The organism is Sphingomonas epibiotica (genome assembly GCF_039615155.1).
In the GTDB taxonomy this organism is placed as follows: Bacteria; Pseudomonadota; Alphaproteobacteria; order Sphingomonadales; family Sphingomonadaceae; genus Sphingomonas.
On the sequence record NZ_JBDGHY010000005.1, the window covers coordinates 210577 to 221949 of the forward strand.

The following is an 11373-nucleotide window of genomic DNA, read 5'->3' on the forward strand; positions in this document are numbered from 1 at the left end:
TCGCGGAGAAGTCGAGTGGGTTATCGGGTAGTCGTCGCCGGGGCGACCGGCAATGTCGGTCGCGAAATGCTGAACATCCTAGCCGAGCGCGAATTTCCGATCGACGATCTGGCGGTGCTGGCATCGTCGCGCTCGGCGGGCGAGATGGCCGATTTCGGCGAGACCGGCAAGCAGTACAAGATTCAGAATATCGAGCATTTCGATCCGGCCGGATGGGACATGGCGCTGTTCGCGATCGGCAGCGAGGCGACCAAGGTCTATGCGCCGAAGTTCGCCGCCGCGGGCTGTACGGTGATCGACAATTCGTCGCTGTACCGGATGGACCCCGACGTGCCGTTGATCGTGCCCGAAGTGAACCCGGAGGCGATCGACGGGTACAAGGCGCGCAACATCATCGCCAACCCGAACTGTTCGACCGCGCAGTTGGTCGTTGCGCTGAAGCCGCTGCACGATGCCGCGAAGATTACGCGGGTCGTCGTCGCCACCTACCAATCGGTGTCGGGCGCGGGCAAGGCGGGCATGGACGAGCTGTTCGAACAGAGCCGCAACATCTTCGTCGGTGACTCGGCGGACCCGAAGAAGTTCACCAAGCAGATCGCGTTCAACGTCATCCCGCATATCGACAGCTTCCTCGACGATGGGTCGACCAAGGAAGAGTGGAAGATGGTGGTCGAGACCAAGAAGATCCTCGATCCCAAGATCAAGGTCGTGGCGACCTGCGTCCGCGTGCCGGTGTTCGTGGGTCATTCCGAAGCCATTAATATCGAGTTGGAAAACGAACTGTCGGCCGAGGACGCGCAGAAGATCCTGCGTGAGGCGCCGGGCATCATGCTGGTCGACAAGCGCGAGGACGGCGGATACGCGACGCCGATCGAATGCGTCGGCGACTTCGCCACCTATGTCAGCCGCGTGCGCGAGGATTCGACCGTCGAGAACGGGCTGGCCTTGTGGTGCGTGTCGGACAATCTGCGCAAGGGTGCGGCGCTGAATGCGGTGCAGATTGCGGAATTGCTGGGTCGTCGGCACCTGAAAAAGGATTGACGGTCCGCAGGCGGACATAGTTCGTCACAAACGGCGGTCATTTCCTAAAGGGTCGTTAACCAGTCCACACTACGGTTTGCGCATGGATACGGGCCCCGTCCGCGACGATGCCGTGCATCAAGGTGCATGGGAAGCGATCTGCCGTTCGCAGGCGGTTATCGAGTTTGCGCTCGATGGCACGATCCGTTGGGCGAACGACACGTTCCTCGCCACGATGGGATATGGGCTGGCCGAAATCGTCGGTCGGCACCATCGCATCTTCTGCCTGCCCGCCGACGGTATCTCTCCAGCCTATGCTGCCCTTTGGCGGAAGCTGGCCGGGGGAGCGTTCGAGGGCGGGTTGTATCGCCGGGTCGACCGGCACGGGCGCGACGTGTGGTTGCAGGCGACCTATAACCCGGTGCTAGACGAGCAGGGGCGCCCGTCGAAGATCGTAAAGATTGCGACCGACATGACCCGGCAGATTGCACTGGAGCAAGAGGTGCAGGCGCGTCTGGAAGAGGGCAACCGCTTCCGCACCGCGCTGGAGGGGCAGAAGGAAGCGCTGCAATCGGCGATGACGCAGCTGGCCGGCATCGTCGCGTCGATCGGCGACATCACCGCGCAGACGCGGCTGGTCGCGCTGAACGCCGCGATCGAGGCAGCGCGGGCGGGGGAGGCCGGCACCGGCTTCGCCGTCGTCGCGCGCGAGGTCAAATCGCTCGCCGACGACATCCGTGCCGCGACCGAGCGTGCAGCGACGATGCTGCGCGATCATGGCGGGGCCGTGCTGAGCGCTTAACCGTCAATAGCCGGTATAACGCCCCGGCCGGTGCCAAGCGATCAGGATGCCGCTGATCGCCGCGGCGCTGAGTGCCGACCATGCCACCTGCACCGGTGCCACCACCGCGAACGATGCCGCAAGGATGCCGAGGTCGATCGCGATCTGTGTGCGCCCGGCGTTCCAGCCGCGGGTGCGTTGCAGCCACAGCGTCACGACGCCGGTGCCGCCGACACCGGCATCGTGACGGGCGAGCGCGAGGATGCCCATGCCGATGACGGTACCCCCGGCGATCGCGGCAAAAGCGGGATGCACCTCGACGATGCGGAAGCCGTAGCGCGCCATGGTCGAGAACAGTGCGATGCCGGCATTCACGGCGATGGTGCGCAGCATGAACCGCGTGCCCATCGCCCGTTTCGCGAAAAGGAAGAAGGGGATGTTGATGAGCGTGAACAACACGCCGGTCGGTAGCGGCACGAGATAGGATACCAGCAGCGCGACCCCAGCGATGCCGCCGGTCACCAGCCCCGCCGCCCGCAGCAGCGCCAGCCCGAGCGCGATCATCACGCATCCGACGATGATGGCATAGACGTCTTCGGACCGGCTGTGCGGAACGGCGCTATTAGGCAGGGCGGGGGCGATGGCGTTGGTCTCCGGTCAGGCCGGCATCCTCCCCGTTGCTCTTTTGTTGCGTGAGTTACTATCCTGCTTCGGGAGACAGGTGAAGCGGCTAATTCCGATGGGTCCAACGCGCTGTGGATCGTGGCGGGAACCGGTGCCGGGCCGCCCGGTTTGTGGACTGGCAACGAAAGGACGTCGCATGGCCGAAGTGGTGTCGGGCGGGTGTCAGGGCGGGCGGGTCCGCTATACGGTCACGATTCGCGATAATGAGGCGTATCTGTGCCATTGCCGCATGTGCCAGCGCGCGACCGGTGGCGTTTCGATCGCGTTCAAGAGCGTCGCCAAGCGCGACGTGGCGTGGGACCGGCGTCCCGACCTGTATGCATCTTCGCCGATCGCCAGACGTGGTTTCTGTCGCGACTGCGGGACGCCGCTCAGCTTCGAATTTCCAGATGGAGACAATCTCGACCTGACGATCGGCAGCTTCGACGAACCGGCGCGGTTCCGGCCGCACCATCATTTCGGGGTCGAGAGTTGGCATCCACAATGGCTCGACACGCGTGGCCTCCCCGAATATCGCGCGGACGAACACACTCCGACCGTAGAACGCTGGAAGAACGCACTTGGCCCATCCTGAACCCACGACCCACCGCTTCGCCAGTTTCGACGGGGTCGAGATCGCCTGGACCGAACTGGGCGAGGGGCGGCCGGTGGTGCTGATCCACGGTTATTTCAGTGATGCGCAGACCAATTGGGTCAAATATGGCCATGCAGCGAAGGTCGCAGCGCTGGGGCGGCGGGTCATCCTGCCCGACCTACGCGCGCATGGGCTGAGCGCCCGGCCGCATGATGCCGCCGCCTATCCGGCCGATGCGCTGGCGAAGGACGGCATGGCGCTGATCGACCATCTCGGGCTGACCGACTATGACCTTGGCGGTTATTCGCTCGGCGCGCGGACGTCGGTGCGGATGGTGACGATGGGGGCGACGCCGGGCAGGCTTGTGCTGAGCGGCATGGGGCTGGAAGGACTGCTCGATACCGGGCGGCGCGCGGCGCATTTCCGGCGGATCCTGACCAACCTCGGCAGTTTCGAACGCGGGTCCAGCGAGTGGATGGCCGAGGCGTTTCTGAAGACCACTGGCGGCGACCCGGTGGCGTTGCTGGGTATCCTCGATACCTTCGTCGATACCTCGCGCGCGGAACTCGCCGGCATCGCCCAGCCGGTGCTCGTGCTCGCCGGCGAAGAGGACGACGACAATGGCAGCCACCGCGCGCTCGCCGAGCTGCTGCCCGATGCCCGGCTGGTCGAGACGCCGGGCAATCATATGAGCGCGGTGGTGAAGAAGGAACTCGGCGACGCGATCGCGGCGTTCCTGGCGTAACTCCTCCCCGTGCCGGGGGAGTTACTTCACCGGCTGCTCATATTGTTCCAGTACCCATTCCTCTTCCTGCGCGGCGGCGATCCAGTCCTGCATCCACGGATGGTTGATGAGGGTGATGATGTACCCCATGGCGAAGCGCGGGCAGGGCAGCGAATAGGTGACGATCCGCGTCGCCACCGGCGCGAACATGATGTCGGCCGCGCCGAATTCGCCGAACAGGAAATCGCCGCCATGGCCGAAGCGCGCCCGCGCCTGCGCCCATAGCTCGTAGATGCGCGATAGGTCCGCCAGCACGTCCTCGTCGGGCTGGATCGGGTCATAGACCTGCCGGACGTTCATGCTGTGCTTGCGGCGCAGCGGCGCGAAGCCCGAATGCATTTCGGCCGCCATCGACCGTGCCATTGCACGCGCGGCGGGATCGGCCGGCCAGAATTTCTCGCCACCCGATTTTTCGTTCAGATATTCAACGATCGCCAAGCTGTCCCACACGACGATGTCGTCGCCGTCCCACAGGATCGGGACCTTGCCCGACGACGGCGCGAACTCGTCACCCTCGCGACGCTTGTCCCAGTCGGCGTCGTAAAGCGGCACGACGACCTCTTCGAACGGCAGGCCTGACAGCTTGGCCGCTAGCCAGCCGCGCAGCGACCAGGAGGAATAGGCCTTGTTCCCGATGATGAGTTTCAGCATGGGGCCGGTCGTGCCACGTCGGTTCCAGCCTGTCGAGCCATTGGAACCGCGGCCGAAACGATCCGTTGCCAATTGCATGGCGGATAACGACAAAAGCGGTGATCCGCATAGCGTGGGCGAGGTGCTGGACCGGCTGCAGGAACTGGGCGAACAGGCCGGCGACGACAAGGCGAAGCTGGGCGACATGCTGGAGGCGCTCGGCCAGCGTGCCTATGGTCCATTCTTCATCATCTTTCCGATGATCGACATCTCGCCGGTCGGCGGCATTCCGGGGCTGCCGACGGCGATGGCGGCGGTAATGATCCTGCTGGCGGTGCAGTTGGTGTTCGGGCGCGAACATCTGTGGCTGCCGGGATTCCTCGCCAATCGCGGATTGAAGGGGAAGAAGCTGGTCAAGGTCGCCGACAAGACGCGGCCAATCGCCCGGCGGATGGACAAGTGGTTCCACGGCCGTCTGCCGGCACTGACCAAGGGGCCGATGGTCAAGGTCGCCGGCGTCGCGGTGATCCTGCTGTGTCTGACCGTGCCGCCGCTCGAACTACTGCCCTTTGCCAGCACCGCGCCGATGGCGGCGATTATGGCGTTCGGCATCGCGCTGCTAGTGCGCGACGGGGTGTTGATGGTGGTCGCCTGTGCGCTGTCGGTCGGCGCGGTGGCGCTGGGGGCGGGGTTGTTCGCTTCGCGGCAGGGGTGACGTGGCGTGCGGTATCCCCGCGAAGGCGGGGATCCAGAGCCACGCACGTAGCGCTTTATTACCCTGGATCCCCGCCTGCGCGGGGATACAAGGCCTCGTTCGTCAGCCGATCGACTCGATCACCGCCGCGCGCAGCTCTGCGATCCCCATGCCCTTCTCGCTCGACGTCGAGATGACGTCGGGATGCGCGGCGGGGCGCTTGCGGACTTCCTCACCGACCGCGGCATAGACGTCGTCGAGCTCGGTCGCCTTGATCTTGTCGGTCTTGGTCAGGACGATGCGGTAGCTGGTCGCCGCCTTGTCGAGCATCTCGAACATGTCACGATCGACATCCTTGATGCCATGGCGCGAGTCGATCAGCACCAAAGTCCGCTTCAACACCTGGCGCCCGCGTAGATAATCGTTCACCAGATAGCGCCATTTGCGGACCATGTCCTTGGGCGCCTTGGCGAAACCATAGCCGGGCATGTCGACCAGCCGCAGTTTCAGCGGCGTGCCGATGTCGAAGAAGTTCAGCTCCTGCGTCCGCCCCGGCGTGACCGACGTCCGCGCTAGCGAGGTGCGGCCGGTCAGCGCGTTGAGCAGCGAAGACTTGCCGACGTTCGACCGCCCGGCAAAGGCGATCTCCGGCACGTCCGGCGCGGGGAGATGCTCGAGCGACGGCGCGGACTTCAGGAACTGGATCGGTCCCGCGAAGATCTTGCGCGCCGCTTCGATCTGTTCGGGATCGAAGCGGTCGTCGCCCGGCGGCGGGGGTGGCAGGTCGTTCACTTCGCGGCAGCCTGTTTGAGTGCCGGATGCCGCGAATATAGCAGCTGCTGCTGGGCGATCGTCAGCAGGTTCGACGTGATCCAGTAGACCTGCAGACCCACCGCGAACGGCGCCATGATGAACATCAGCACCCATGGCATCAGCCCGAAGACCTGCTTCTGCATGTCGTCCATCGGCGCCGGGTTCAGCTTGAACTGGAAGTACATCGAAATGCCGAGCAGCACCGGCACGATGCCGATCGCGAGGAAGTGCGGCGGGGTGAAATCGAGATAGCCGAACAGGTTCAGGATCGTCGCCGGATCGGGCGCCGACAGATCCTTGATCCAGCCGACGAACGGCTGGTGCCGCATCTCGATGGTCAGCAACAGCACCTTGTACAGCGCGTAGAAGATCGGAATCTGGATCAGCGTCGGCAGACAGCCGGCGACCGGATTGACCTTCTCCTCCTTGTACAGCTGCATCATCTTCTGCTGGAGTTGCGGCTTGTCGTCCTTGTACCGTTCCTGCAGCACCTTCAGCTTCGGCTGTATGGCGCGCATCGCCGCCATCGACGCGAACTGGCGCTGGGCGATCGGGAACATGAGGCCCCGGATCGTGACCGTCAGCAGGATGATCGCGACGCCGAAATTGCCAACCAGCCGGAACAGCCAATCGAGATAGACGAAGATCGGTTCCTCGACGATGCGGAACCAGCCCCAGTCGATCGCGCGCGAGAAGTACGGCACGCCCTGCGCCTCATAGGCGTTGAGCAGCTTGTTCTCCTTGGCACCCGCGAAGAAGCGCACGCTTTGCGTCAGTGCCTGACCCGGCGCGAGTGCGGTCAGCGTGGGCGAACGATAGTCCGCCTGATGCCGCTGGTCGCCGCCCTTCAGTGTCAGCGTGTGCTGGATGCCCTGATCGGGGATGAGCGCGGTCATCCAGTAATGGTCGGTGAAGCCGAGCCAGCCGCCCTTGGTATCGAACGCTTCGGGCTTCTCGTCGATGTCCTTGTAATCGACGTCGAACTTCACGCCGTTGCCGGCTTCGTAGACGGGGCCGACCTGGATCGTCATCGTATCCTTGTCGACCGGCGCGCCGCGGCGGCTGAGCAGGCCATAGGTCGCGACCTGGATCGGCTGCGGACCAGCATTGGCGATGCTCTGGCGGACGGTGAACATATAGCCGTCATCGACCGAAATCTGCATCTGGTAGCGCTGCGTGCCGACGGTGGTCGACAGCGTGACCGGGGTCTGCGGGGTCAGCTTCGTGCCGCTCGCGGTCCACAGCGCGTCGGCGGGCGGTGCCGACACGCCGGTGCCGCTCCAGCCGAACTGCGCGAAATAGGCGTCGGCGGTGCCGGACGGGGAGAGCAGGCGCACCGGCGGCGAGTTGGCGGCGATCGTTTCCTTGTGCTTCACCAGCACCAGATCGTCGATCCGTCCGCCGCGCAGGTTGATCGACCCCTGCACGCTGGGCGTCTCGATCGCGATGCGGGGGGTTTCGCGCAGCACCACCGCCCGGTCGCGAATCGCGTTCGCGGTGTCGGCGGCGGGATCGGTCGCCGGGTTGGCGACGGGCTTGCTCTTGCCGTCCTCCAGCTTCGTCACCGGCGGATTGGCAGCCGGGAAGAAGTGGTTGGCGATATACGGCCAGCCGAACAGCACCAGCGCAGCCAGTACCGCGAACAGCAGGAAATTCTTCTGGTCGTTCTTCACGCGAAATCCTCAGGCTCTAAGGCACCGGGTCGTGGCCGTGCCCGCCCCAGGGATGGCAGCGCGCGATACGTTTCGCGGCCAGCCAGCCCCCCTTTGCCGCGCCATAGCGGGCAATGGCGGTGATTGCATAGGCCGAACAGGAAGGTTGATAGCGGCAGGAGGGCGGCAGGATCAGCGACGGCCCCAATTGCCACGCACGCGCGACCAGCATCAGCAGCCGCGCAGCGATACCCGGCCGGGGCGATTCGCCGTCGCCGGTCACCGCCGGACCTTGCGCAATGCCTTGGTCAGATCGGCCTTGAGATCGTCGAAGGGGCGTTCGATTCCGCTCGCCCGCCCGATCAGCACGTGATCGGCACCGACGATGCCCAGATCGGGCAACATTTCGGCGGCAAGCGCACGAAAGCGCCGTTTCATCCGGTTGCGGACGACGGCGTTGCCGACCTTCTTCGATACGGTAATGCCGATTCGCATCGCATCGGGCGATTCGGCCAGTTCGTCCGCACGGCGCGATCGCACCAGCAGGACGAAGCCGGGCATGGGCGCCCGGCGTCCCGCATTCGCCGCCAGATAATCCCGGCGGCGAAGCATTTTCTTTAGGCCGACAGCTTCTTGCGGCCGCGCGCACGACGGGCGCGGATCACGTTGCGGCCGCCCGGCGTCGCCATGCGCGAGCGGAAGCCGTGACGACGGGCCCGTACCAGGTTGCTCGGCTGAAAAGTCCGCTTCATCACTCATTCCCCGGGTATTCAAACTGCTAGAACGTAAAAAGCCGCCAGTGACGGCGGCCGCGTGGTCAGCCCCTTAGCGATGCACCGCTTCCAAGTCAACGGAGGAGGTGACGCCCCCGGCCCGTTCGCGTCGCCGTCTGGCGCTCGGCCGGCGCAGTGCCCGGTCCGATAGGGCACGCGTTCGGGGGAAGCGGCGCATGGTCCGGGCATAGCGGCGTCGCGCCCAGCGCGAGTTGCGCAGAATGAGCGCCAACCCTGCGGCGAAGGTGAAGATCCCGACCGGTCCCGGCAGCACCGCGACCACCGGCGTCGCGAGGATCAGCAAAGCACCGAGCGCCAGGAAGAGGATCTGCATGATATGTCGCCATGCCACCCGTGTGTTGCCGGTTCAAGACGGCTGCGATGCCCGGTCGCTTGACCGCGTCGATCCGATGCGGGACACGGCGGCCCAAGGGGAACAGGGGCAGTCATGGTCGCGATCGTATCGACGGCGGCGTATCTCGGACTGGAGGCGCGGCGGGTGGAGGTGCAGGTGCAACTGGCACCGGGCGTCCCGGCATTCGTCGTGGTGGGGCTGGCCGACAAGGCAGTGGGCGAAAGCCGCGAACGGGTCCGCGCCGCGATCGCCGCGATCGGCCTGTCGCTGCCGCCAAAGCGGATCACCGTGAACCTGTCGCCGGCCGATCTGCCCAAGGAAGGATCGCATTACGATCTGCCGATTGCACTCGGCCTGTTGGCGGCGATGGGCGTGGTCGACGCCGAGGTGCTGGCGGACTTTGTCGTCGTCGGCGAGTTGAGCCTCGACGGACGGATCGCGGGATCGCCCGGTGTGCTGCTGGCGGCGATGCTGGCGAGCGGGGAGGGGCGGTCGCTGATCTGCCCGGCGGAACAGGGGGCGGAGGCGGCATGGGCGGGCACTCCGGTCGTCGCGGCGCCCGACCTGCTGTCGTTGCTGAACCATTTGAAGGGCGAGCAACTGCTCGGCAATGCCAAGCCTGGTGGTGCCGAGGACGGGTGGAACGGCAACGATCTCGCCCAGGTGAAGGGGCAGGAGACCGCCAAGCGCGCGCTGGAGATCGCGGCGGCGGGCGGCCACAATCTGTTGATGGTCGGACCGCCGGGAGCAGGGAAATCGCTGCTCGCGTCGTGCCTGCCGGGCATATTGCCGCCGCTGGATGCAGCGGAAGCGCTGGAAGTATCGATGGTCGCGTCGGTCGCGGGGACGCTGACGGGCGGGCGGATGACGCGGGTGCGGCCGTTCCGATCGCCGCATCATTCGGCATCGATGGCGGCGCTGACCGGCGGCGGGCTGCGGGTGAAGCCGGGCGAGATCAGCATGGCGCATTTGGGCGTGCTGTTCCTCGACGAACTACCCGAGTTTCAGCGGGCGGTGCTCGATTCGCTGCGTCAGCCGCCGGAGACAGGACAGGTCAGTGTAGCGCGGGCCAATGCCCATGTGACCTTTCCGGCGCGGGTGCAGTTGATCGCGGCGATGAATCCGTGCCGCTGCGGGCATCTCGGTGATCCGGCGCTTGCTTGCGCCCGCGCGCCGCGCTGCGCTGCGGACTATCAGGCGAAGGTGTCGGGACCGCTGCTCGACCGTATCGACCTGGCGATCGAGATGGCGGCGGTGAGCGCCGCCGATCTGGTTCTGCCGCCGCCTGCCGAAGGATCGGCCAACGTCGCGGCGCGGGTAGCGGCGGCGCGGGCGGTGCAGCGCGAACGCTATGCTGGCGATGGGGTCCGCACCAACGCCGAGGCGGATGGAGGCGTGCTGGAGCGCGTGGCGGTGCTCGACGTGCCGGCGCGGACGCTACTGGCGCAGGCGGCTGAATCGATGCGGTTGTCGGCGCGTGGATTCCACCGCGTGCTGCGGGTCAGCCGGACGATCGCCGATCTTGCGGGGGCGGACGGAATCGGGCGGGCGCATGTCGCAGAGGCGCTCAGCTATCGGCGGCGCGCTCCGACCAATTGAACGATTGCGTTGTGACAGCCGGGTTGCGACACATTGAGAGCGTCAAACGGGGGGATGGTGATGGAGTGGATGTTACTGCCGCTGCGGCGATATTTCGAAGTACGCGGTCGGTCGCGCCGGATGGAATATTGGATGTTCACGTTGTTTTCGTTCGTCGTCGGCATCGCCACGTCGATCGTGGACGCGATCATCGGACTGGGATGGGATGGTAGCGGGCCGCTGAACCTGATCGCGTCGCTTGCGCTGCTTATTCCAGGGTTCACCGTCGCGTTTCGGCGGCTGCACGACATCGATCGATCGGCATGGTGGATGTTGCTGGTGTTCTTGCCGATCATCGGTTGGATCTGGTTGTTCGTCCTGTACGTCAGCGACGGAACACCCGGACCCAACCGCTTTGGCCCTGATCCCAAGGATCCCTATGGTTCGGCCGATATCGATCAGGTCTTTTCCTGACGGTTGCAGGCGGCATCACCTTGCGCTAACGGACCGCCTGCGTGCCCCTGTGGTGAAATTGGTAGACGCGTCCGACTCAAAATCGGATTCCGAAAGGAGTGCTGGTTCGAGCCCGGCCAGGGGCACCAATTTCGCGGACGCTGGTTAACCCGGCGTTGACCGACGATCTGCCAGGATATCGTCGTCATGAACGAAGATGATGCCGCCACGCCCGCCGAACGATCGCGCCGAGATAGTGTGATCCTGAACGCCCGGGTCGAAACCAGCGATCAGGTCTTCGAATGCAGGGTCCGCAACCTGTCGGAAACGGGTGCCTGTATCGACAATCCGGCTGAACTGATGCCGGGTGATCGCGTGCTGATCACCCTGGGGACCGTCCATCATATCGAAGCGACCGTGCGTTGGGCCAAGGGCGGTCGCGCTGGACTGCATTTCGAGGGCGTGAGGATCGACATCGTCGCCGCCCGCCGTCCGCGCGGAACGGTATCGCCGGCCTCGCGCACCATGGCGGGATGGCTCGACAACATCCATAATCCCTATCGACGCGGCTGACCGTCGTAC

The 11373-nt window shown here is 65.3% G+C and carries 16 protein-coding genes and 1 tRNA gene; 9 read left to right on the forward strand and 8 right to left on the reverse strand.

Going from position 1 to position 11373, the window contains the following annotated elements; all coding sequences use genetic code 11:
• The first annotated feature begins 15 nt into the window (after positions 1-15).
• Together AAIO73_RS11945 and AAIO73_RS11950 are read left to right on the forward strand one after the other, a co-directional pair.
• Positions 16-1041 (forward strand): aspartate-semialdehyde dehydrogenase, encoded by a 1026-nt coding sequence (locus AAIO73_RS11945; protein WP_345878341.1) that lies wholly within the window; start codon positions 16-18, stop codon positions 1039-1041.
• An 82-nt stretch (positions 1042-1123) separates the two neighbouring features.
• On the forward strand, positions 1124-1822 hold the full coding sequence (locus tag AAIO73_RS11950) for a methyl-accepting chemotaxis protein (protein WP_345878343.1): 699 nt from the start codon (positions 1124-1126) through the stop codon (positions 1820-1822).
• A gap of 3 nt (positions 1823-1825) precedes the next feature.
• On the opposite strand, the gene AAIO73_RS11955 is transcribed toward AAIO73_RS11950, so the two are convergent.
• The gene (locus AAIO73_RS11955; RefSeq protein ID WP_242116802.1) at positions 1826-2365 is read right to left on the reverse strand and encodes a YitT family protein; all 540 of its coding nucleotides are present in this window, start codon (positions 2363-2365) and stop codon (positions 1826-1828) included.
• Positions 2366-2621: 256 nt separating this feature from the next.
• Between AAIO73_RS11955 and AAIO73_RS11960 the strand changes: the two genes are divergently transcribed.
• Positions 2622-3059, forward strand: coding sequence for a GFA family protein (locus AAIO73_RS11960; protein WP_345878345.1), 438 nt, complete (start codon positions 2622-2624; stop codon positions 3057-3059).
• On the forward strand, positions 3046-3804 hold the full coding sequence (locus AAIO73_RS11965) for an alpha/beta fold hydrolase (RefSeq protein ID WP_345878347.1): 759 nt from the start codon (positions 3046-3048) through the stop codon (positions 3802-3804). Before AAIO73_RS11960 ends, AAIO73_RS11965 begins: the two co-directional genes overlap by 14 nt.
• A 21-nt stretch (positions 3805-3825) precedes the next feature.
• On the opposite strand, the gene AAIO73_RS11970 is transcribed toward AAIO73_RS11965, so the two are convergent.
• Entirely contained in the window at positions 3826-4494 is a 669-nt protein-coding gene (locus tag AAIO73_RS11970) for a glutathione S-transferase family protein (RefSeq protein ID WP_345878349.1), read from the reverse strand.
• Positions 4495-4570: 76 nt separating this feature from the next.
• Here AAIO73_RS11970 and AAIO73_RS11975 point away from each other — a divergent pair, with 76 nt between their 5' ends.
• Positions 4571-5188 (forward strand): exopolysaccharide biosynthesis protein, encoded by a 618-nt coding sequence (locus AAIO73_RS11975; protein ID WP_345878351.1) that lies wholly within the window; start codon positions 4571-4573, stop codon positions 5186-5188.
• 102 nt (positions 5189-5290) lie between these two features.
• Here the strand turns inward: AAIO73_RS11975 and yihA are convergent, their stop codons facing one another.
• From yihA to AAIO73_RS12005, 6 genes are all read right to left on the reverse strand, one after another.
• Positions 5291-5959 (reverse strand): ribosome biogenesis GTP-binding protein YihA/YsxC, encoded by a 669-nt coding sequence (yihA, locus tag AAIO73_RS11980; RefSeq protein ID WP_345878352.1) that lies wholly within the window; start codon positions 5957-5959, stop codon positions 5291-5293.
• Entirely contained in the window at positions 5956-7653 is a 1698-nt protein-coding gene (yidC, locus tag AAIO73_RS11985) for a membrane protein insertase YidC (RefSeq protein WP_345878353.1), read from the reverse strand. Before yidC ends, yihA begins: the two co-directional genes overlap by 4 nt.
• A 16-nt stretch (positions 7654-7669) precedes the next feature.
• Positions 7670-7882, reverse strand: a complete 213-nt coding sequence (yidD, locus tag AAIO73_RS11990; RefSeq protein ID WP_056403487.1) for a membrane protein insertion efficiency factor YidD — start codon at positions 7880-7882, stop codon at positions 7670-7672.
• Positions 7883-7911: 29 nt separating this feature from the next.
• On the reverse strand, positions 7912-8244 hold the full coding sequence (rnpA, locus tag AAIO73_RS11995; RefSeq protein ID WP_345878354.1) for a ribonuclease P protein component: 333 nt from the start codon (positions 8242-8244) through the stop codon (positions 7912-7914).
• A 5-nt stretch (positions 8245-8249) separates the two neighbouring features.
• Positions 8250-8384, reverse strand: coding sequence for a 50S ribosomal protein L34 (gene rpmH, locus AAIO73_RS12000; protein WP_055760664.1), 135 nt, complete (start codon positions 8382-8384; stop codon positions 8250-8252).
• Between the two features lie 73 nt (positions 8385-8457).
• Positions 8458-8739, reverse strand: a complete 282-nt coding sequence (locus tag AAIO73_RS12005; RefSeq protein WP_345878355.1) for a hypothetical protein — start codon at positions 8737-8739, stop codon at positions 8458-8460.
• 114 nt (positions 8740-8853) lie between these two features.
• Between AAIO73_RS12005 and AAIO73_RS12010 the strand changes: the two genes are divergently transcribed.
• The 4 genes from AAIO73_RS12010 (at position 8854) to AAIO73_RS12025 (ending at position 11364) form a co-directional block, all read left to right on the forward strand.
• Positions 8854-10359 carry a YifB family Mg chelatase-like AAA ATPase gene (locus AAIO73_RS12010; protein WP_345878356.1) on the forward strand — a complete coding sequence of 502 codons (1506 nt, stop codon included), beginning with the start codon at positions 8854-8856 and terminating at the stop codon, positions 10357-10359.
• A gap of 132 nt (positions 10360-10491) precedes the next feature.
• Complete coding sequence (locus AAIO73_RS12015) at positions 10492-10812, forward strand: DUF805 domain-containing protein (protein ID WP_526023798.1); 321 nt, start codon at positions 10492-10494, stop codon at positions 10810-10812.
• A gap of 43 nt (positions 10813-10855) precedes the next feature.
• Positions 10856-10940: transfer RNA gene (locus AAIO73_RS12020), tRNA-Leu, on the forward strand.
• Between the two features lie 58 nt (positions 10941-10998).
• Positions 10999-11364, forward strand: a complete 366-nt coding sequence (locus tag AAIO73_RS12025) for a PilZ domain-containing protein (protein ID WP_345878357.1) — start codon at positions 10999-11001, stop codon at positions 11362-11364.
• Positions 11365-11373: the final 9 nt, after the last annotated feature.